Here is a 21,010-nt window from a genome sequence, read left to right as displayed (position 1 = left end):
CAAATGAAGGCTCGAACAATACATTTTTTCACTAAATTGATATTTGGATTTGTTGTATTTTCCATCATTACTTGTGGTGGAATAAATGATAAACAAGCGTATGCTGATCCATCATTACCTATCGTTGCTGATCAGAGTTTATTTACAATTGACGTATATCCTGTTAAGCACCGACTTATTGTGTGGAAGCAGGGGAAAAAGGTGAAGACATACTTAGTCGCTGTTGGTAATCCGTCTACTCCGACACCTGTTGGAGAATATAAAATTGTGTATAAAGGGAAAGACTGGGGCCCTTCTTTTGGGCCGCGATGGTTAGGATTAAATGTCCCCTGGGGTATTTACGGTATCCATGGTACGAACAAGCCGCATTCAATTGGACAGCATTTGAGTCACGGCTGCATTCGGATGAATAACAGAGATGTCGTTGAATTATATGAGATGATTCCGCTCGGCACTAAAGTAACCATTTTCGGACATATTCTGGGAGATCCGAGTCATAATCCAAGAGACTTAGCCGAGGGTGATGTAGGTGGGGATGTGCAGCTTATTCAATCTCGTTTGAAAAGTGCTGGTTATTTCAGAGGGATATGCGATGGTAAGTTCCGATCTAATACAAAGATAGCTCTTATGAAGTTTCAATATGATCATCAATTGGCACAGAATGGGGTGGTGACTAAAAAAGTATATGAGGAATTAGGGCTGCTAGATTAAAAAGTAAACGATAAAAGTCACTCGGTTAAGAGTGACTTTTAAGGAACATATTGATGTTTTTACAGTCATATCTTCTCGTAAATTTATTCTTAGTATAAGAATGTTTTTGTGATAATAACTAAAAGAATAAACAGAACAAGAATTGCGGCTGTGCTAGTGAACAAACCGCCACCGTAGTCTCCAACCTCACCCATAAGTCCCCCTCCTCTCTATCTATCTAATTCTATAATATGTCTAAATTACCAGAGTGCTTGGATGGGAGTACAAAGTTATTCCTTACATATCGCTATTCATATTATCCGTTAATAATTACTCCGCCATTTACGTGAAGCATTTGCCCCGTCATGTAGGAAGAATCTTCAGAAGCCAAGAAAACATAAGCTGGTGCGATTTCCTGAGGCTGCCCCGCACGTTTCATCGGTGTATCAGCTCCCCAATTTGCAACTTGATCCGCAGGGAAGGATGCAGGGATGAGTGGAGTCCAGATCGTTCCTGGAACGACACCATTAACTCGAATACCCTTTGCTACAAGTGATTTGGAAAGAGAGCGTGTAAATGCGACGATAGCCCCTTTGGTTGCAGAGTAATCAATGAGTTGTTCGTTGCCTTCATAAGCAGTTAGCGATGCAGCATTGATGATCGTGCTTCCTGACTGTAAATGGGGCAAAGCTGCCTTCGTCAAATAAAAAATAGAGAAGAAATTGGTTCGAAAAGTTTTCTCCATTTGTGCTGTTGTAATGTACTCAATACTCGTTTGAACATGTTGTTCTGCCGCATTGTTTACTAAAATATCAAGCTTACCAAGTTCAGTGATCGTTGTTTGAATGACTTCTTTGCAGAAAGATTCATTTCCAATATCCCCAGCCATTGTTAAGCATCTGCGTCCATGTTGTTCAACAAATTGCTTTGTTTCTTGCGCGTCCTCATGTTCATTGAGATAAACAATCGCAATATCCGCACCTTCTTTTGCAAAAGCAGCAGCTATGGCCCTGCCTTGTCCGCTGTCTCCTCCCGTAATGATCGCTACTTTTCCTAATAACTTCTCGCTTGCTTGATAGTGGGGATTTTCATATTGTGGTCTGGGATTCATGGTCGCTTCTATTCCAGGTTGTTTATGTTGATGCTGAGGTGGAAAGGGTGTTGATTGGCTATTTTGGGCACACATCTATTTTCGCTCCTTTATAAGTTTATCCATAATCTGGGTACGGAACACGACGGGTTGGAACATCAATAAAAACTGGAGTTGTGAAATTTATTGCCTCCTTCATTATTTTCTCTAATTGATCTATATGGTTAATTCGAATGGCCGTCCAACCGCATGCTTCTGCGATCTGCATAAAATCAGGATTTGTTAAATCCGTTCCATAAGGCACAAAACCTTTCATTTTCATTTTGTCAGCTTCCATTTGATAGGCCTGATTATTAAACAGAATAAGTGTAATGATTAATTGATAACGCACAGCAGTAAGTAATTCGGCAAGACCCATTTCCAAACCACCGTCTCCTGCGATGCATAAGACCTGACGGTTTGGCATTACGATTTTTGCCGCCATTGCAGCAGGAAGTCCGTATCCCATTGATCGCCAATAATCAGAAACCAATTGCTGCTGGCGCTTAGCCTTGAAGTTTCGTTGAAACCACAGGTTAGAATCACCAATATCTAAGGCAATAATAGCGTCTTCTGAAATTCCAGACTCAATTGCTTTAACAATATTTGAAGGAAAAAAGGGAAATGCCGTTTGATTTCTTTCTTTATCATTCAACGATTTCCACAATTGTTTATTTTCATGGATTTGTTGCAGCCAATTTTCATTCCGTTGATAATTACCGCTTCGAAACACTTCATTTAAGAGAACTGTTATCTTATTTACATCACCGAATAAACCTATCTCTACAGGAACGGACATATTTAGATGATGATTGGTTGGATGGATTAAAATGACATGAGCCTGATCGGGAACATCTTTATTAGGCCACCAAGTCGTGCCGATTTGCAGAACTACATCTGCTTGTTGAAATAACTTATTGGCGAAGTTGTTGCCACCTTCTCCTAATCCACCTAACATCACTGGATTCTCTTCAGGAATTACTCCGATAGCCGCATATTCGTTTACGATACCGGCTCCCCATACTTCCGACAAATGTACAATTGAGGCTTCACATGCTTTAGCTTGCTTTCCAACCATAATCATTGGACGTTTAGCGTCCCGCAACACTTTAACGGCTTCATGAATTTTGCCCATTTGGGGTTCGAGTCTGGCGAAATTCACTATAGGTCGCGGAGTGAACATGATTTCCATTTCGAATAAATCCTCTGGTATGGAAACATGTGTAACTGTTTTTTCTGCGATGGATGTGTATATAGCATTTGTAAGAACGTCGATGATTGAATCAGGATGAACGACCTGTGAACTATAAGTTGCAATGGGGTTTATCAGTTGTTGTTGGTCGATATACTGCTTGTAATGTGTCCCTATTTTACGAAGTGGGACTTGACCTGTAAGAGCCAGTACGGGAAGATTGTCCATTCGGGCTTCACTTAAACCATTGATCAGATTAGCTAGCCCAGGACCTGACGTTGCTATACATACACTCAGAGAGCCAGTTAGGCGAGCTTCCGCAGCGGCCATGAAGGCTGCCGTAGATTCATGTTTTACGGCAATAAATTGTATGGAATCTTGTTTGGCGAGAGCGTCCATGAATCCAAATAAAGAGTCCCCAACGATACCATAAATTCGTTTAACTCCCGTTAATTGAAGTTGCTCTAGAATAACATTTGCTACGCTTAGTGTTTGAACATGAACCATCTTTATGGCCCCCAGGAAATAATTAACTTAAAGTGAGTTTGCACAGAAAGAGGTCATGTTATGTATTGGGATGATTGGTCAATCCAAGGGGTTCTGATTACGGGCAGAGTTTGTTTCGTGGGTCGGTACTTTAGCATACAAAAATGTCCGAGAGATTACTATTGTAGTCTCTCGGACATTTTGTCAGTATTTAAAGCTGTTATATCTATTGCACGGCACCCAGATCACATACCAGTCTGGCTCGATAGGAGATACTTGTCGTTGCGTGATACCATTTGAAGATAACGATAAACACTTGATTCCGAAATTCCCATTATATCAGCAACTTCATTTATTGTACCTTTTATTTCAAATACCCCGTATTCTTTTAATTTAGAAATAGCAAGTTTCTTTTGTTCAGGTGATAATTGAGCACCGGATTCTATTATATCTTTATCTATTACTGCATAAATGATATTACGAATATTATCGGTAAGTTTTTCAACAGGCTGTTCCTGATCAGTTTCCTTTTGGATAAGGTCGATATCTAAATTTAGATTGGCCAATTTTAATATATCCTTTGCGACTTTCCTATAGACATCCGCATCAAAATTTATACATAAAAGACCTTGTAATTGACCTTCATGATCTTTTATAAACAAAGTTGATGAACGAAATTTTTTACCTCTTGGTCCTTCTCCAACATAACCTACAACATAATCCTTATTTAAATATACTTTATCGTTGATTAATTCTTTTGCATAGTTAGTTAATGGGCTATTTAAAGATCTTCCACTTAAGTTTCCATTGACTATGTGACCGATATGAGAACCTCCATTAGGATCTAAAACATGTAATACAAATTCATAATTAGATCCTAAAATTTCCCCGAAATAATTCATTATATTTTGATAGTGTCGAAATAGTTCATTATCCAATTAAGTAATCCTCCTTATAAGAGCAATCAGTATTTATTCCTGAATTTTTCATTCGTTCTGTGGTCATGCTAAAGTTCAAGCCGGCATTCAAAATAGATAACCCTATTATAACAAGGTTTCTGGAACTTTAAAGGGAGAAACAAGAATTAAAAAGTCTATCAGAATGACATATTTAAAATTATAACAGACTTTGGTTGTAATAATAAATTTCTATAAAAATAATTTTTTACTATTTCATTGACTTCATGATAAATGATGTGGTATTTTATATATGCGGTAATAAAAAATAATTACTGTAATAAATTATTACAAATTATTGAAGAAGGATCAGATTAAAATGATCGTTGTTTTGATGCAATGATTGCAAAGTTAATAATTTATCCAAGTGTTCAATTAGTACTAAGAATGAGGTTCGATCCTTACTGTTATTTTTGAAAACCTTTACATGATAGGTGTTCTGTTGCTATTGAACCTCTTACTCAAGCTGACACAACTTATTTTAGATTGGTAATTCTACTAACTGATATGGCATCTATGGGGAGGAAACTTATATGAACATGAACGTAGTACCTATTAAAGAGAAGAAGGTTATTAATTTCAAAAGTTGTTTTGATGTGATTGGACCGGTTATGATCGGGCCCTCCAGTTCACATACTGCAGGTGCCTTAGCTATTGGAGCAGTTGCCAATAAATTATTTCAAGGTCTTCCAAAAAAAGTGGTGGTAAGGTATTATGAATCATTTGCTGAAACTCATAAAGGACACGGAACTGATTTTGCAATAATTGCCGGTGTATTAGGATTTGCTACCGATGATAGTAGAGTGCCCGGTGCTATTGAAATTGCAGAATCTAAAGGGATTGACATTACCTTTTTAGAAGAAGCAGGTAATAGTCCTGCCGGTCATCCGAATACTGCAGATATTTATATGGAGGATGAAAATTGTAGTATTAGAACAGTGGGTATTTCAGTCGGTGGTGGATTAATTGAAATCAAGCATATCGAAATTGACGGATTTAGCTTAAATCTTCAAGGGCCATTGCCAGTTCTTATAGCGATTTCCGAAAGAGATGACCTTGAATTTATATTACGCAGGATCTTTAAACAATCTAATGTGGAAATTAATAACTTTAATATTTTAGAAAAATCGGGGAAATATTTATATGAATTTGATTTGGATTCCCAATTACCTAATGATGTTCAGAAGGAATTGAGGACTCTTAGCAGTACAGCTAAAATCATTATTCTATAAATAGAATAGGGGTGAAGATTTTATGTACATGTCTATAAAGGAAATAATTGATGCGGCTAATGAAAGACAAAAGCCAATTTATGAATTAGCAATTGAGCAGGAAATCGAGCAAACTAGAGCTTCTTATGAAGAAATTTGGAGTAAAATGGAAAAAAATTTAGCGACTATGGAAAATGCCGCTAAGAAAAGTACTGAGGGCAACGGAGTTTTTTCTCCAACCGGTTTATCCGGAGGGGATGCTGTTAAAATAAAACGATATCGTGAAAGTGGAAAAACTCTTTCTGGAGATTCGATGATGTTCGGGGTCCAAAACGCTATCGGAGTTAATGAAGTAAATGCATCGATGGGGGTTATTTGCGCAACTCCAACAGCAGGTGCAAGTGGGACAATCCCGGGAGTGCTGTTTAGTATACAAGAAAGCTTACAGTTAAGTCATGAGGACAAGGTCCATTTTCTGTTCACTTCAGCTTTAATTGGCATGATAGTAGCAAATAACGCTTGTATTTCCGGCGCTTTCGGAGGATGTCAAGCTGAAGTAGGTAGCGCCTCAGCAATGGCTGCAGCAGCAGCAGTAGAAGCTGCTGGAGGAACACCTCAGCAATCTTCTGAAGCTTTCTCAACTGCATTACAAAATTTACTCGGTTTAGTTTGTGATCCGGTTGCAGGTTTAGTTGAAATTCCTTGTGTAAAGAGAAATGCTATTGGAACGGCTAATGCCTTAGTAGCAGCGGACATTGCACTAGCAGGCGTAACCAACGTCATTAATGCTGACGAAGTAATTGAAGCGATGTTTAGAGTGGGAAGACAGATGCCTAGCGAATTAAGAGAGACAGGTTTAGGCGGAATTGCAGCCACTCCCACAGGAATTGCTATTAAAAGCAAGATTTTTGGAGAAAAGGTTATTAAAAAAGAAAGATAATAATATAAGAAAGAGTTTTGTAAGCGTAAACAAATTAAATAGATTTGCTCTTTAAATGAAGGCAATCTGGCGTGAATAGGAAGTGATAAAGTAGGTAACCTTATAAAAAAATAAGTGGCGGATGCTTCCAAACGCAAGTGTAATTATCCACAACTAGACTGGGAGGAATTATAATATGAGTGGGAATGCAGTGAAAAAACTTGAGTTTACTGCTGAAAATACTGCAGGAACAAATGAAAAATATCCAGATCCTAAAAAATGGCATAAACAAGATACTACCTGGGCATTGAGCCTTTTTGGAACAGCAATTGGAGCAGGCGTACTCTTTTTACCGATTAATGCGGGAGCAGGAGGTTTATTCTCATTACTGTTAATTACAATACTTGCATTTCCTGTTATGTACTACTCGCATAGGGCGCTTGCCAAAATGATATACGCTTCCAATTCTGCTGATGAGGGGATTACAGGTACGATAAGAGAGTATTTCGGTAATAAGGCAAGTGTAGCTTTTAACATCGTATTTTTCTTATCCATTTATATTATCGTGCTGATGTATTCAATTGCACTAACCAATACGGCAAGTAGTTTTATCGTAAATCAATTGCACATGAATGAGCCGCCAAGAGCTATTTTATCCCTTGTATTAGTACTCGGTCTTATAGCTATTCTGAATTTTGGTCAAGATATTACTGTAAAGGTAATGAGCACGCTAGTATATCCTTTCATTGCTTCGTTGCTTTTTATCTCACTATCTTTAATTCCACAGTGGAATACGTCGATGCTTAGTTTTACAAGTGTTTCTACTGCTCCAACAGGAGTAGGCGGATATTTCAATCTGATATTCTTGGTTTTGCCAATCATCGTATTCTCGTTTAATCATTCTCCTATGATATCGTCATTTGTTGTGAAACAGAGACAAACTTATGGCATACAAGCTACTGACGCCAAATGTGCTCAAATACAAAAATACACTTATATTATGACATTCGTTGTCGTTATGTTCTTTGTTTGGAGCAGTGTCTTGAGTTTGACTCCAGATGATCTTGTAATGGCAAAAGAACAGAATTTATCAATACTTTCATACCTTGCCAATCGTCTTAATTCGCCTATAATCACGATTGCAGCTCCTATTATTGCGTTTGTGGCTGTGACAAAATCTTTTCTTGGCCATTATGTAGGTGTATACGAGGTAATGCGTGACATGGTTATTTCGGCTGGTAAAGCGCGCGGAAAGAACCTAAAAGAAAAAACAGTTAAGAGAGCGATCCTTGTTTTTGTAGTGTTAACATGCTGGTATGCTGCCTATGCAAATCCAAGCATTCTTGGAATTATTGATACGCTCAGCGGACCGTTAGTTGCTGCTATTCTATGTGTGTTACCAATGTATGCGATCCGTAAAGTTCCTGTACTAGCTAAATACAGAGGAAAACTTAGCAATGTGTTTGTCATAATTGTGGGCGTTCTCACAATCCTAGCAAGTATTAAAGGTTTCTTCTAATTAAAGTGGCACTTGTTAAACTTAAACCCGTAGTTTGGACACTTTTAAATAAGTGTTTAGGCTGTGGGCTTTTTGTATATTGGAAAGACCCCGAGAGAGATTTCTGAAATGAAATGGTTTCTATGTGAATGTAATCGGAATGAAGCGAGAAGAATAAAGTGCAAGTCGCTGAATTAACAATTTGGGATTTATTCTTAATTATAATTATTCTAATTTAGCTTGACAAAAATCGTGATTTGGTTAATTATAATTATTATAAAGTATGACATTAGTTGAGATATTCTTTAAACTGATTTATGCTTAAAATGTCAAAACATATCACATTACACAAAGGAGATTAGAATTATGTCACTAATTGGAACAGAAGTACTACCTTTTAAAGCATCCGCATTTCACGATGGTAAATTTATCGATGTTACAGAAGAAAATTTTAAAGGTAAATGGAGTGTAGTTTGCTTTTATCCAGCGGATTTCACATTCGTATGCCCAACAGAACTTGAAGATCTCCAAAACCAATATGAAACATTAAAATCACTTGGTGTTGAAGTATATTCCGTTTCTACTGATACTCATTTCACACATAAAGCATGGCATGAAAGCTCAGCTGCCATCGGTAAAGTTAAATACATTATGATTGGCGACCCATCACATGTAGTTTCCCGCAACTTTGATGTATTGATCGAAGCTGATGGTCTAGCAGATCGCGGTACATTCATTATCGACCCAGATGGCGTTATCCAAACTGTAGAAATCACAGCTGGTGGCATCGGCCGTGATGCAAGTGCTGTTGTTAGCAAAATCAAAGCTGCGCAATATGTTCGCAATCATCCAGGAGAAGTTTGCCCGGCGAAATGGCAAGAAGGCGGACAAACACTTAAACCAAGCCTTGATCTAGTAGGTAAGATTTAAGGTACAGCCCTATGACATTAGATAATGAAATTAGAGCTCAACTAGCACAGTACCTCCAGCTCCTGGAGGGTACTGTGGTACTGAAAGTCAGCGCTGGCGATGATGATGCATCCAAAGAAATGCTAGCTTTGATCGATGAACTTGCTAGCATGTCTTCCTTAATACAGGTTGAGAAAACTGTGTTATCCAGAACACCAAGCTTTAGCGTGAATCGCGTGGGCGAGGATACAGGAGTAACCTTTGGCGGAACTCCACTTGGACATGAATTTACTTCTTTAGTTCTTGCGCTGCTGCAAGTTAGCGGCCGTGCTCCTAAAGTAGAACAGAATGTGATTGATCAGATCAAGAGCATTCGCGGTGAATATAAGTTCGAAACATATATCAGCTTAAGCTGCCATAACTGTCCTGACGTTGTACAGGCCTTGAATCTTATGAGCGTCCTAAACCCTGCAATTACACACACGATGATTGATGGTGCAGTGTTCAAGGCAGAGGTAGAAAGCAAAGAGATCATGTCTGTGCCTAGCGTATACCTTAATGGTGAATTTTTCGAAAGCGGTCGTATGACCGTTGAAGAAATACTAGCTAAAATGGGTAATGCGCCTGACGCTTCAGAATTTGACAATAAAGAGCCATTTGATGTACTTGTTGTTGGTGGCGGTCCTTCCGGCGCAAGCGCAGCTATCTATGCAGCTCGCAAGGGCATTCGCACTGGTATCGTAGCGGAGCGCTTCGGGGGTCAAGTTAATGACACGTTGGGCATCGAGAACTTTATCAGTACGAAATATATCGAGGGTCCTCAGCTTGTTGCAAACCTCGAGCAGCAGGTCAAAGAATATGGTATCGATGTGATGAAATTACAGCGTGCCAAACGTATTGAGAAGAAGGACCTGATCGAGGTTGAACTTGAGAACGGAGCTGTTCTGAAGAGTAAAACAGTCATTTTATCGACTGGTGCTCGTTGGCGGAACATGGGAGTACCTGGTGAAGCCGAGTTCAAGAACAAGGGTGTAGCTTACTGCCCACACTGTGACGGACCTTTATTTACTGGTAAAGATGTTGCAGTAGTTGGCGGCGGCAATTCAGGCATCGAGGCTGCTATTGATCTTGCAGGGATTGTGAAACATGTAACAGTGCTAGAGTTTGCTCCAGAGCTCAAAGCTGATGCTGTTCTGCAAGAACGCCTTTACAGTCTACCTAATGTTACGGTTCTTAAGAATGTCCAAACAACAGAAGTTACAGGAAAAGACAAGATTGATGGCATTTCTTACAAGGAACGTGATACAGGCGAAACGAAGCATGTTGAATTGCAAGGCGTATTTGTCCAAATCGGACTTGTACCGAATACAGAATGGTTAGGCGACACGGTTGAACGTACTCGCGTTGGTGAGATCGTTGTTGACAATCATGGCGCAACGAACCTTCCTGGTGTATTCGCTGCTGGCGACTGTACAAACAGCTCATATAAGCAGATTATCATTTCCATGGGATCAGGAGCGACTGCAGCTTTAGGCGCTTTTGATTACCTGATTCGTAACTAAATAATCAAATTGTAAACAAAAAAGGTGAGGACAATTTTATGTGTCTCACCTTTTTTATTTTCATCAATTTCATTGAATATGATTGTTCGGCTACCTACAGGGCGATTTCTCGTAATCTCCTGATCAAGCACAATTTAAGGCTAATGGAGTATTATTGTGCTATTTGCTATTCTAACTCTAATTGGAATCATTCAATTCGTAAGTCCGTAACAATCATATGGTGTAAGATGTGATAGCTAATGAATTTAATAAAAGAGAAGTTCTATGTAGAACCACTCCAATACAAGAGTGGTTCTTTCTTTATATATTAATGTAGATCTTATGGTCAAAGACAGTGTTGCGTTTAGATACATTACGGAGATGCGTATCGCGTATGCTGGTACAGCAAAGAGTTGAATTAAAAGTAGAAGCAGCAATGCTAAAAGTGAAAGTAGGTACGTAGGTCACAGCACTCGACTCATGGAGTGTGTAATATTGATGGTACGAAAATGAAAGAATGAGAAGTGACAGGTGACAGATTCGCTTAAGAAAGTAAAAGGACAGACAGACAAGTCACGTTGAGTGTATGATAATGACGACAAGTTGTGGTCAAAACGACAAATAAGGCACTCGACCACAAGATATTGTGGTTTTGGAGTAAAAAAGGGGCAAAAACCAGGCTGGAAATGTTCGGTTTTTGCCCTTATTTTTTTAGGGTGAAAATATAGATGACATAGGTTGGTTTTGATGGTGACAGATGAAACGTGAGATAAAAAGTTAAAATAAAAGTAAAAAAGTATCATTCAATGGTGAGAAAAATTTATATAACCTTCTATCATAGAGATATTTACAGTGGCAAATAATCACTATTTTTAAATCTTAAGAAAATCTCAATAAAATATTAAGCTTGAAATCAAACTAGACTCGACAGAAAGCTGTAAAATTACTGTTAAATATTATTTTAGGAAGGTATGCCATGCCAATAAATATACTGGTTGTAGATGACGAAAAAGAAATCGCAGATTTGCTTGAAATATATCTGACGAATGAAAATTATACTGTGTATAAATTCTATTCTGCAAAGGAAGCAATGCAATGTATACAGGAACATAAAATGGACTTAGCTATTTTAGATGTAATGCTGCCGGATGGGGATGGTTTTTCAATGTGCCAAGAGATACGAAAAAACCATTTATTTCCCATCATCATGTTAACAGCAAAAGATCACGAAAGCGACAAAATCATAGGGTTGACTTTTGGAGCAGATGACTATATCACTAAGCCATTCAGACCCCTGGAGGTTATCGCACGAGTAAAAGCACAGCTTCGCAGATATACAAGGTACAATACAGAGCCCAGCGAAACTGACAATCTGTTGGTTCATCGTGGACTTGCCATAAATGTAAAGACGCATGAAGCAATCTTAGATGGAATTCCTATGAATCTTACTCCAACCGAATTTTTGATTTTAAATATTTTATGTGAAGAAAATGGAAATGTAGTCAGCTCGGAACAGCTTTTTCACAGGATTTGGGGTGATGAATATTTTGTTAAAAACAACAATTCAATTACAACCCATATAAGACATTTGCGTGAGAAACTTGGGGATTCTGTAGAAAATCCGAAATATATAAAAACAGTGTGGGGGGTTGGTTACAAACTTGAAAAATAAAAAACCATATAAAAAGCTTGTTGATAAGATATTTTTTCAAACACTTGGCTTATTTATTGTTGCAATTGTGGTTGTGTTTTTTATCCGCTCAATTGGCCAAGGGGAAATTGGAAATACTCTCACGAACATTATTAGCAATATTTTTGATGTGGATTGGGAACCTGCACAGCTTATGTATATTTATAACATACGCAAATATTTTGACCTTATTATAGTTGGAACAGTTATTTTGATATTTGCAGTGTTCTATAAGGTGTTTCTGTCTTGGTTTACGAGGTATTTTGATGAAATGATAGCCGGTGTAAATGGTATCGCAAACAGAAACGAAAAAATTAATATGTCTCCGGAACTGCATTTTATGGAAGATACCATGAATCAAATCAAATCAGATTTGGAGAAAAGTGCGGAGGCTGAACGTGATCTTGAAAAACGCAAAAACGATTTGATTGTTTATCTCGCACATGATATTAAGACGCCTTTAACATCGGTCATAGGATATTTGAGTTTACTTGACGAAACGCCGGACATGCCGATAGAGCAGAAAAGTAAGTATATACACATTACCTTAGAAAAGGCATATCGCCTTGAAAAACTAATCAATGAATTTTTTGAAATCACGCGGTACAATTTAAATTCGGTTCCTTTAAGCAAAGAGCCAATAGACTTATCTTATATGCTGGTTCAGATTGTTGACGAAGCTTACCCTCAACTTACAGCAAGTGAAAAAGAAGTGTCGCTCAACATACCTCAAGATTTAAACCTCTATGCCGACTCAGAAAAAATGGCGAGGGTGTTTAATAATCTTTTGAAAAATGCTATTGCATACAGTAAATCCCATAGTGTGATTGAAATATCGGCAGAGTGGAAAGAAAACAAGACCGAAATCCGCTTCAGAAATCAAGGAATGATTCCACAGGACAAGCTGGATACTATATTTGATAAATTTAGTCGATTGGATGCAGCGAGACAAAGTTCTACGGGTGGCTTCGGATTAGGACTTGCAATCGCAAAAGATATTATAACACTGCATGGTGGTACGATTTATGCATATAGCGATCAAAGCCACTTCACTATAGTAATTGAAATGCCGGGTAGAGGTAACAGCAAATAGCTTTATAGTTTCTACAGAAAATCTCAATAAATTATCAGTCTGATGTTAAAACTTCAAATATCCCCTTTTGATAAACTGGTTTTATCAAGAGGGGATATTTTCATTTTACAACCCTCTCAAATAGAAATGGAGGTTTAACATGGAGCTCAAAATCCAAGGTCTCTATAAATCCTATAGAGATAAAGAAGCACTTAAGAATATTAATATTACTTTGAATTCTGGAACATATGGATTGCTTGGCGAGAATGGTGCAGGTAAAAGCACCTTAATGCGTATTCTAACTACTGTTGATTTTGGTTCAAAAGGAAGCATCCGTTTTAATGGATCAGATATTGTGAAATTGGATGAAGATTATCGAGGTATTGTCGGGTATATGCCACAGGATTTGAATGTTTACCCCAGTTTTACCGCCAAAGATTTTTTGGAATATATGGGGGCATTAAAGGGCATTGCACCGGAGGTTTTGAAACATAAAATCCCGGAAGTACTCGAATTTGTCAATCTTTCTAATGTTGCAAGCAAAAAAGTAAGTGCCTTTTCCGGCGGGATGAAAAGAAGGATTGGTATTGCGCAAGCAATCCTGAATGATCCGAAAATACTAGTTCTTGACGAGCCTACAGCCGGTCTTGATCCGAAAGAGAGAATACGATTTGCTAACATTATCAGTGCCATGTCAAAAGATAAGATTGTCATTCTATCTACCCATATCGTTTCGGATATCGAAGCGATTGCAAACAATCTGATTGTAATCAAAAGCGGCGAAATATTGCAGTCGGGTGAAATCAATTCAATGGTATCCAGCATTACCGGAAAGGTTTGGGAAACAGTTGTTGATCAAGCTGTATTTCACGAATTAAGTGTAGTAAGACAAGTCATTCGCATAAAGCAAGAAGCGAACAATATCCGAGTACGATATGCGGGCGATGCTTATGACGGTATTACAAACAGGCCGCTTGAGCCTAATTTGGAAGATTACTATATGTATGTTTGGCAATAAAAATTTTGGAGGTAATTAATATGAAATCAACAAAAATTGTAGCACTTATTATGGTGGTAGTGATGGGATTGACATTATTTACAGGCTGTAGTTCCAGAAAGGGAAATCTTAATGCAATGGATATGGGCGATATTGAAAGATTGCCCGAAGAACAAAAAGATGCAGAGCTTGATAAAACTTTGGCACAGATGCGTAAATTCAGAACAAATAATTTCAAAGTTGAAAACGGCAGCATGTCTAGTTTGTCACAGCGAGATGATGCCATTCCGGGCCAAACAAAAAATCGTCCCGATTTTAGTGATGCCAAGACCGAAGAATTTTGGGCGTTAATACACGACTATGTTGAAAATGAAGCCGGTGTTCCGAAACGCAAGTATGGGTATGATGTTTCACAGTGTATGGACCCAAGAATGAACATAATTTACGATGACGATGATAAGGGCGTGGCAGCCGGATATGATAACGAAAACATTTATCTTGCCGAGTATGAAACAGCAGAAGATGGTGTTTACAGCTACTTGGTGTTAGTACGTGAATCAAGAGAGAGTCCGTGGCAGATTATCCATGACGGACTCAGTTATAAGGAGTAACGCCCGATATGAAAAGGTTGATATTATACGAATTCAAAAAGTTATGGAATAAACCTGCTATATTAGCTGTAGTCGCCTTAATGCTATATTCAGCAATGATGACTGGAATTTATTATCTGTATTATGAACAAACAACCATCACCGGTGAGGGAGAAAAGGTTAGCGGCGTTGGGGCATATTGGGCAGTAAAAGAAGAAGCAAAGGAACTTGAGGGTACTGTAGACCAACAATATTTAGAGAATTTGGTTAAACAATTTAACAGCAGTATCGAAAAAAAGGATTTTGAGCATCGCTTTGGGATGGACATGATGAAGTATCAATATTCAAACCAGTTAATAAACTTTGCCGCTTTTGGTGGAGGTGTGAGCAATTTTACGATGGGTTTGGATTTTGATTTTCTAGGGTCAGAAAAGGATTTCTATAATCAATTTAAATCATCTGTAAAGCAACTTATAAGAGATAACAATGAATTTAATTGGTTTCGATACACAGATGAACAGTTGAAAAAAATAGATGAAAAAGTTGATGCTGAGAAAATGCCTTTTGAAGTTTCTTATGCTTCTGGCCTTGAAAAAATAACCATTGATTATGCCAAACAGTATTGGCTTGTGCTAATAGTTTTAGCTTTTGCACTAAGCGGAATATTCTCAAAGGATAGTTCGAATGGGATTGATGAGATCAGTTTATCCAGCACTTATGGCAGAAAGAAAAACATGAACGCAAAGATTATGGCCGGAAATCTTTTTGCAATCACTGTATATGTGATATTTTTAGCAGCACTTTTTGCTTTGAACGGTTCGTTTGCATCTCTTCACGGCTTGGGGCAATCGGCACAAGCATTTTGGTATACTTGCCTTTATGACATCAATATGGGTATGGGAATGCTGCTTATGTTTGGATTAGGGCTACTTGGAATTCTCATTGCTGCAAATTTTATTATGATGATATCCATCAGAGTGAAATACGCTAAGTTGTCTGCTGTGCTGTCCGTAGCAAGTGTTTGGGCACTAGTTGAGTTGACAAAAACCGCAAACCCATTGCAGCTGCAGCTTAATCCCATTTATTTTGCAACACGACTGGGTGTAATAAACTCTGGTATAACTGACTTTGATCCATACTTCTTTATCGGCGATGTGATGATACCCTACTCTTTGATCGCTGTTGGTCTGACAATTATCTATATAGCAGCTATTCGCCTTCTAACTGTCAGCAAATATAAAAGATACGCATTGAGGGGGTGAATTACTTATGAGAGAAATAGTACGAGTGGAGTGCAAGAGAATTTTAAACATAAAAACACTTGGGCTTATTTTAATTATTGTTTTAGCGATTTCAATCTTTAGTTCTGTGAATAATTTTACATCATATAACCTATACGACTCTTCAGGAAAAGTTGTGCTGTCGGCAAAAGATAACTTGGCAGAGTCTAAAAAAAGTGACCATAATAAAGCGTTGGATTCCGAGGCTCTTATGGATGTTATAAATGGCGTGGATAAGAGCAATTATCTATACAACATGAATACAATAAGGGTTGTTCTTTCCACTTACAACGAAAAACATATATCAGAAATGACAAAGGAAGATATGGATCATTTTTATGAGCAACGCATTGCCGCCTTAGAGACAGGCGCACTCAGACCTTTGGGCATTTTTACGGACGAGCAAATTGAGCATCTACTTTCTAAAGCAAGTCAGCTTGAAGCACCGATGCAGGTTGGGTATGCAGAAGGATGGAAAAACCTAAATAATGATATGGCAGACCTCTTGGTAATCATTTTAATGATTCTATCTGTTATTTTGCTACCTGTTTTTGGCGGAACAGCAAAAACAAATATGAATGAACTTTGCCTTTCAACAAAGCATGGAAAATCAATCTTCATAAAAGCAAAAATGATAGCAGGACTTGAAATCACTTCACTGGTTTACGTTGCTTCCGTATTCATATTGACCATTGCACAGTTAAGTGTTTTTGGGACAAACGGATATAATCTTGTAATACAAAGCGATGTGTTTTATCTTTTTTCGACATATAACATCACATTTTTAGAGCAATATATATTGAATGTGGTAATGGGCTATACGGCAGTACTTTTCATGACATCTATTATCTTTTTAATTACAGTCATTACAGAACAAATTATAGCGGGTGGAGTCTTAACAACATTCTTTTGGATCATGATGTTCACATTACCGAGTAATTTGTTTACAAGCGTTGGTATTACGCACAACTTGAGTAACTTCCTTCCTTATAATATGACAAATTTCAATAAGTTTTTCAGAAACAATGAAATTTATGAGGTCTTTGGGCAGATGATCCCAAGCTATTTGTGGGTCATGATTGTGACACTTGTCATCACCGCTTGTCTAACCGTAGCCACAAATATTGTAGCTGATTTAAAGATATCGAAGAAGTTTGAGATCATAACATACAGGAAATGAGTATATCCTTTATTACAAACTTAGAAAATTCAGATGCCAGCTAATTTCTATGAGTAAATAATTGATAAATGCAATACGGCTATTGCATATGAATGGGAAGAGAGTAAAGTGGACAGGTAGACAAATCATGTTGAGTGCTGTGTGTCGCTGGTAAGGGAGTAAAGTTTTAAGAGTCGCATTTACCGATAATATTGAGGAGTGTGGGTAACTGAAAGGCCTGCCAATATGTTACTGCACTTAAACGTTATATTTAGTATGATCGATGAGTTGGTTATTGTATGATGGATAATAGAATGAATGCCTCAATAGGTATTTAATATATAGAACATAGGAGGATTACATGTCCTGGAGCAAATTAAAGCAACAGCTGGAGAGTTTTCTCTGTCCTGCGTTATATGGAAGGGTCGAATACCGTGCAACCGGCTACCGTTATTTACCTGATAAAGCAGGACTTTGTTATATTGCGGTAGATAAAAAAAACGTACTCAATATGAATGATACAACTACCTTAATCAGATGGTATCAGACGGAGCTGGAAATTAAGAATGATTCAGATATTCAAATTCCTATTAACAATGAAGAAATTGAAGCGATCAGAAAAGATACCCAGGGGAAAGTTCCGGAGGATCGTCTAAAAGTAATTGCAAGAAGTAGAAAAATATCAGAATATGCAAAAGAGCTTATATCAGCACAGTCATCATTAAGTAAATCAAACTTTATCGTTGTAGCTAATAAGTTTTTATCCCTTTCGATAGAGGAAAGTATAGAGAGCGATGATATCTTATTAAATATTCTAGCTTTGGTGGACAGACGAGTTGGAAAAAAGCGAATTTTAAACATGACCGAGAAGATGAAGTTAAAGCATCCAATTGTGCAGTATTTTTATGAATTACGGCTTAGTACGTTATGAAAATAAATAACTCATGAGTTGCGAAGGGCGTATAGCGAGAGAGAATAATAACAAAAGGGATAGAAAATTCTATCCCTTTTTTCACTTAATCGTGTTGGCAATTTCAACTAATTTTTCGGTGTCATACAATGGAAGAAAATTCCCGTTCTCAATTTTAAGAGATGATAAAACATAAGTTAAGCCATCGTATCTCCAATAAAGTGCACTAACACTTTGGTCACTTTGAATCCATGTTTGAGAACCGTTTTCGAGTTTAACGCCCTTTTTTCCTTGTGGTTTTGAATTATCTTTAGAATTTGATATAGCTAGAATTATTTCGAAACCTAGTTTATCATTAGCAGACGTCATTTGGATAAAATCAAAGGGAGCTTCAATACCACCTATTGCTTTATTGGTTATTTCAAAGGGTACTTCGGGTTGTTTAACTTCAAATGGAACCTTTTTTATAAATTCGTCAAATGATAAAGCATTTTTATCTTCATCCCATTTTATTTCCCCATTAGATATAACTAAAGAACTGTTATTTGTTTGAAGATTAGATGGTTGAATATCATTCTTACTTGCTTTGCACCCAACAACCAATAAAACGAATGCGAGCAATATAATTATACTAATCTTTTTCATAAATCACCTTATTTCAATTGTATAGCTTTCTCCAATCTTTCATATATTTCCATTTTAACAAATTTGGGAGTTCACACAAACTATTTTACAGACTCGATCTTTGAAGAATGGTGGATGGTTGAACTATTCTCCCCGTACATGCACTTCTGGGCAGCTGCCCACATACAATGAGAGTAATCTTCGCTTAGCTTCCGTTCAAATTTCACTTTGAAGGACGGACGCAGGCGCGAACTTCTCAGGGGGTGACTGCTGTGCCGGGCTTGTTTACCATGGTCGCGTTATTTTTTAAGGAGCTCATGCTTCTTGTATCGTATGTTAAGAACAACGCATTTCCCCAGCCCTTAACGGAGGAAGAAGAGGAAAGACACCTGAGGCAAATGGCAGAGGGCAATGCGATTTCCCGTAATCTCCTGATCGAGCACAATTTAAGGCTAGTGGCCCATATTGTCAAGAAATTCGATAATACAGGTGAAGATTTGGAGGATCTTATCTCGATTGGAACCATCGGGCTGATTAAAGCTATTGAGAGCTTTCAACCGAACAAGGGGACGAAGCTGGCGACATTCGCTGCTCGTTGCATTGAGAATGAGATACTGATGCATTTGCGGTCCCTTAAGAAAACTCGTAAGGATGTGTCCTTACATGATCCAATTGGAACAGACAAAGAGGGCAACGAAATAACTCTTATTGATATCCTTGGAACTGAAGCAGATGATGTCGTAGACAAGGTACAGCTTAAAATAGAAAAAAGTAAAATATATCGCAATCTCGATATTCTCGATGAGCGTGAGCAAGAAGTAATTAAAGGCAGATTTGGTTTGGAATTCGGCGGTGATGAACGTACGCAACGAGAGATCGCCAAGGAACTTGGCATTAGCCGTTCCTATGTCTCAAGGATTGAGAAGCGGGCGCTTATGAAATTGTATCATGAGTTTTATAAGCAGAAGAAATGAAGTTTCATTTCTTATAAAGCTATGTTAGAACGATTAGAGGAGGACTACCTTTGGATCAATCCGCTCTATTTGAGCATAGGTTTTGGCTGCAGATTCTTGGTGATCATTCCAGATTCATTTTTAACAGTCTCTCTCCCAAAGAAACGGCAGATATTCAAACTGCTGAGCAGTTTATTCAGGCATTCGACCAGCTTCTGGGGCAAGCGCGAAGCATGCATTCGGATTCACAGCTTGGTTCACTTAATCAGCAGGCTTACTCACTTACGATCAATTTACGGAAATTTAAATTGAATATTCTAGAGCGACTTCTTGTAGGAAAAATTGCAACTGGACTTACACCAACTTTCTTCAATCATATGGTCAATGAACTTGAGGAATACTTGCGTATTCTAAAATGCCTGCTTGAAGGGAAGTCGGTTCCGCAATTTGATGCCCTACACCACGACTTGTTATGGTTGTCAGATGCAATATTCCATGCTGCTGTAATATCCAGTGATTTGGACTATGTAGAGAAACGTTTAATTCACAAAAGCCAAAAATATGAGGAGCATTTTCAACAGTTTTATTTGAAAAGCATTGAAATGGCTAGCTTTATGAGAACGCAACTCCGTGATTTCCCTGCTTTTCGCAGGCTTCATACGGATATTGATATCGAAATGAACTTGTTTAGATCTTTTTTAAGAGAGTTGGAAGATTTGGAGCTATCAGCTGAAGTGTTGGGTCGAATTTCCCCGCTAATGCCAGATCACATGATGAGGGAGGAGTGTTATTATTTATTGAAATTAGCCAAATTAGGAATGGTTCCCGATCCTAATTGTAAGCCTGATAAGCCAAGAATAGATGCTTTAAAATAGAAAAAAGATGCGAGCAGGTAGAATTGAAAAAGCTTAAGTGGTATATCCACTTAAGCTTTAATAGACTAAATAAAAAATTATAGAACGACTATCACGGGCGTCACTTTGACTGCTGATGTTGTTTTTTCATGCATTAACACAGGGCTCGATAGTCTGTATGCATCAAATTTTAGAAAAGAAATGCGCGAGAAATAATAACCAGCAAAATGAATAATACGAGGATTGCACCTGTACTTGTAAACACGCCACCACAGCTACAGCTTCCTATTCCACCAATTCCTCCAAGTTCTCCCATCGTGATATTCCTCCCTTCGCCGTTTATTCTAAAT

General features: G+C 37.9%; 21 protein-coding genes. 15 read left to right on the top strand and 6 right to left on the bottom strand.

The genetic code is table 11. The annotated features are described in order from the left end of the window. Positions 1 to 3: 3 nt before the first annotated feature. Complete coding sequence (locus E0485_RS11485; RefSeq protein WP_132418186.1) at positions 4 to 711, top strand: L,D-transpeptidase family protein; 708 nt, start codon at positions 4 to 6, stop codon at positions 709 to 711. 89 nt (positions 712 to 800) lie between these two features. On the opposite strand, the gene E0485_RS25325 is transcribed toward E0485_RS11485, so the two are convergent. The 4 genes from E0485_RS25325 to E0485_RS11470 form a co-directional block, all read right to left on the bottom strand. Further along, positions 801 to 905: a YjcZ family sporulation protein gene (locus E0485_RS25325; RefSeq protein WP_207910968.1), complete on the bottom strand. Its 105-nt coding sequence runs from the start codon at positions 903 to 905 to the stop codon at positions 801 to 803. Between the two features lie 101 nt (positions 906 to 1,006). Continuing rightward, positions 1,007 to 1,876, bottom strand: coding sequence for an SDR family oxidoreductase (locus E0485_RS11480; protein ID WP_132418185.1), 870 nt, complete (start codon positions 1,874 to 1,876; stop codon positions 1,007 to 1,009). 22 nt (positions 1,877 to 1,898) lie between these two features. Then, on the bottom strand, positions 1,899 to 3,518 hold the full coding sequence (locus E0485_RS11475; protein ID WP_132418184.1) for a thiamine pyrophosphate-binding protein: 1,620 nt from the start codon (positions 3,516 to 3,518) through the stop codon (positions 1,899 to 1,901). Between the two features lie 224 nt (positions 3,519 to 3,742). Next, positions 3,743 to 4,435: a helix-turn-helix transcriptional regulator gene (locus E0485_RS11470; RefSeq protein WP_132418183.1), complete on the bottom strand. Its 693-nt coding sequence runs from the start codon at positions 4,433 to 4,435 to the stop codon at positions 3,743 to 3,745. 551 nt (positions 4,436 to 4,986) lie between these two features. Between E0485_RS11470 and sdaAB the strand changes: the two genes are divergently transcribed. The 12 genes from sdaAB to E0485_RS11410 all read left to right on the top strand — a co-directional run bounded on the left by sdaAB (position 4,987) and on the right by E0485_RS11410 (position 18,250). Beyond that, positions 4,987 to 5,685: an L-serine ammonia-lyase, iron-sulfur-dependent subunit beta gene (sdaAB, locus tag E0485_RS11465; protein ID WP_132418182.1), complete on the top strand. Its 699-nt coding sequence runs from the start codon at positions 4,987 to 4,989 to the stop codon at positions 5,683 to 5,685. Positions 5,686 to 5,707: 22 nt separating this feature from the next. Further along, a complete protein-coding gene (gene sdaAA / locus E0485_RS11460; RefSeq protein ID WP_132418181.1) occupies positions 5,708 to 6,604 on the top strand; it encodes an L-serine ammonia-lyase, iron-sulfur-dependent, subunit alpha in 897 nt (298 codons plus the stop codon). Positions 6,605 to 6,779: 175 nt separating this feature from the next. After that, complete coding sequence (locus E0485_RS11455; protein WP_132418180.1) at positions 6,780 to 8,102, top strand: aromatic amino acid transport family protein; 1,323 nt, start codon at positions 6,780 to 6,782, stop codon at positions 8,100 to 8,102. A gap of 345 nt (positions 8,103 to 8,447) precedes the next feature. Then, positions 8,448 to 9,011, top strand: a complete 564-nt coding sequence (gene ahpC, locus E0485_RS11450) for an alkyl hydroperoxide reductase subunit C (RefSeq protein ID WP_132418179.1) — start codon at positions 8,448 to 8,450, stop codon at positions 9,009 to 9,011. 11 nt (positions 9,012 to 9,022) lie between these two features. Next, the gene (gene ahpF / locus E0485_RS11445; protein WP_132418178.1) at positions 9,023 to 10,552 is read left to right on the top strand and encodes an alkyl hydroperoxide reductase subunit F; all 1,530 of its coding nucleotides are present in this window, start codon (positions 9,023 to 9,025) and stop codon (positions 10,550 to 10,552) included. Between the two features lie 955 nt (positions 10,553 to 11,507). Then, positions 11,508 to 12,203 (top strand): VanR-ABDEGLN family response regulator transcription factor, encoded by a 696-nt coding sequence (gene vanR, locus E0485_RS11440; RefSeq protein ID WP_132418177.1) that lies wholly within the window; start codon positions 11,508 to 11,510, stop codon positions 12,201 to 12,203. Next, on the top strand, positions 12,181 to 13,314 hold the full coding sequence (locus E0485_RS11435) for a sensor histidine kinase (RefSeq protein WP_132418176.1): 1,134 nt from the start codon (positions 12,181 to 12,183) through the stop codon (positions 13,312 to 13,314). The genes vanR and E0485_RS11435 overlap by 23 nt, the downstream gene beginning before the upstream one ends. Positions 13,315 to 13,453: 139 nt before the next feature. Further along, complete coding sequence (locus E0485_RS11430; protein ID WP_132418175.1) at positions 13,454 to 14,311, top strand: ABC transporter ATP-binding protein; 858 nt, start codon at positions 13,454 to 13,456, stop codon at positions 14,309 to 14,311. 20 nt (positions 14,312 to 14,331) lie between these two features. After that, complete coding sequence (locus tag E0485_RS11425; RefSeq protein ID WP_132418174.1) at positions 14,332 to 14,901, top strand: hypothetical protein; 570 nt, start codon at positions 14,332 to 14,334, stop codon at positions 14,899 to 14,901. An 8-nt stretch (positions 14,902 to 14,909) separates the two neighbouring features. Then, positions 14,910 to 16,142: a hypothetical protein gene (locus E0485_RS11420; RefSeq protein WP_132418173.1), complete on the top strand. Its 1,233-nt coding sequence runs from the start codon at positions 14,910 to 14,912 to the stop codon at positions 16,140 to 16,142. A 7-nt stretch (positions 16,143 to 16,149) separates the two neighbouring features. Continuing rightward, complete coding sequence (locus E0485_RS11415) at positions 16,150 to 17,340, top strand: hypothetical protein (protein WP_132418172.1); 1,191 nt, start codon at positions 16,150 to 16,152, stop codon at positions 17,338 to 17,340. A gap of 340 nt (positions 17,341 to 17,680) precedes the next feature. Beyond that, a complete protein-coding gene (locus E0485_RS11410; protein ID WP_132418171.1) occupies positions 17,681 to 18,250 on the top strand; it encodes an SF0329 family protein in 570 nt (189 codons plus the stop codon). An 81-nt stretch (positions 18,251 to 18,331) separates the two neighbouring features. Here the strand turns inward: E0485_RS11410 and E0485_RS11405 are convergent, their stop codons facing one another. Then, on the bottom strand, positions 18,332 to 18,874 hold the full coding sequence (locus tag E0485_RS11405) for a hypothetical protein (protein WP_132418170.1): 543 nt from the start codon (positions 18,872 to 18,874) through the stop codon (positions 18,332 to 18,334). Positions 18,875 to 19,125: 251 nt separating this feature from the next. Between E0485_RS11405 and sigK the strand changes: the two genes are divergently transcribed. Both sigK and E0485_RS11395 read left to right on the top strand, forming a co-directional pair. Continuing rightward, a complete protein-coding gene (sigK, locus tag E0485_RS11400) occupies positions 19,126 to 19,827 on the top strand; it encodes an RNA polymerase sporulation sigma factor SigK (protein WP_132418169.1) in 702 nt (233 codons plus the stop codon). Positions 19,828 to 19,877: 50 nt separating this feature from the next. After that, positions 19,878 to 20,681 (top strand): DUF2935 domain-containing protein, encoded by an 804-nt coding sequence (locus E0485_RS11395; protein WP_132418168.1) that lies wholly within the window; start codon positions 19,878 to 19,880, stop codon positions 20,679 to 20,681. Positions 20,682 to 20,850: 169 nt separating this feature from the next. Here the strand turns inward: E0485_RS11395 and E0485_RS25320 are convergent, their stop codons facing one another. Beyond that, on the bottom strand, positions 20,851 to 20,976 hold the full coding sequence (locus E0485_RS25320) for a YjcZ family sporulation protein (protein WP_207910967.1): 126 nt from the start codon (positions 20,974 to 20,976) through the stop codon (positions 20,851 to 20,853). Positions 20,977 to 21,010 lie beyond the last annotated feature (34 nt).

The sequence above is a fragment of the Paenibacillus albiflavus genome (assembly GCF_004344915.1).
In the GTDB taxonomy this organism is placed as follows: Bacteria; Bacillota; Bacilli; order Paenibacillales; family NBRC-103111; genus Paenibacillus_AM; species Paenibacillus_AM albiflavus.
This window is presented reverse-complemented; position numbering and strand designations above follow the sequence as displayed.

Coding starts and splice junctions, on each gene's coding strand:
- E0485_RS11485 (WP_132418186.1), top strand. CDS start 4: ATGAAGGCTCGAACAATACATTTTTTCACTAAATTGATATTTGGATTT.
- E0485_RS25325 (WP_207910968.1), bottom strand. CDS start 905: ATGGGTGAGGTTGGAGACTACGGTGGCGGTTTGTTCACTAGCACAGCC.
- E0485_RS11480 (WP_132418185.1), bottom strand. CDS start 1,876: ATGTGTGCCCAAAATAGCCAATCAACACCCTTTCCACCTCAGCATCAA.
- E0485_RS11475 (WP_132418184.1), bottom strand. CDS start 3,518: ATGGTTCATGTTCAAACACTAAGCGTAGCAAATGTTATTCTAGAGCAA.
- sdaAB (WP_132418182.1), top strand. CDS start 4,987: ATGAACATGAACGTAGTACCTATTAAAGAGAAGAAGGTTATTAATTTC.
- sdaAA (WP_132418181.1), top strand. CDS start 5,708: ATGTACATGTCTATAAAGGAAATAATTGATGCGGCTAATGAAAGACAA.
- E0485_RS11455 (WP_132418180.1), top strand. CDS start 6,780: ATGAGTGGGAATGCAGTGAAAAAACTTGAGTTTACTGCTGAAAATACT.
- ahpC (WP_132418179.1), top strand. CDS start 8,448: ATGTCACTAATTGGAACAGAAGTACTACCTTTTAAAGCATCCGCATTT.
- ahpF (WP_132418178.1), top strand. CDS start 9,023: ATGACATTAGATAATGAAATTAGAGCTCAACTAGCACAGTACCTCCAG.
- vanR (WP_132418177.1), top strand. CDS start 11,508: ATGCCAATAAATATACTGGTTGTAGATGACGAAAAAGAAATCGCAGAT.
- E0485_RS11430 (WP_132418175.1), top strand. CDS start 13,454: ATGGAGCTCAAAATCCAAGGTCTCTATAAATCCTATAGAGATAAAGAA.
- E0485_RS11425 (WP_132418174.1), top strand. CDS start 14,332: ATGAAATCAACAAAAATTGTAGCACTTATTATGGTGGTAGTGATGGGA.
- E0485_RS11420 (WP_132418173.1), top strand. CDS start 14,910: ATGAAAAGGTTGATATTATACGAATTCAAAAAGTTATGGAATAAACCT.
- E0485_RS11415 (WP_132418172.1), top strand. CDS start 16,150: ATGAGAGAAATAGTACGAGTGGAGTGCAAGAGAATTTTAAACATAAAA.
- E0485_RS11410 (WP_132418171.1), top strand. CDS start 17,681: ATGTCCTGGAGCAAATTAAAGCAACAGCTGGAGAGTTTTCTCTGTCCT.
- E0485_RS11405 (WP_132418170.1), bottom strand. CDS start 18,874: ATGAAAAAGATTAGTATAATTATATTGCTCGCATTCGTTTTATTGGTT.
- E0485_RS25320 (WP_207910967.1), bottom strand. CDS start 20,976: ATGGGAGAACTTGGAGGAATTGGTGGAATAGGAAGCTGTAGCTGTGGT.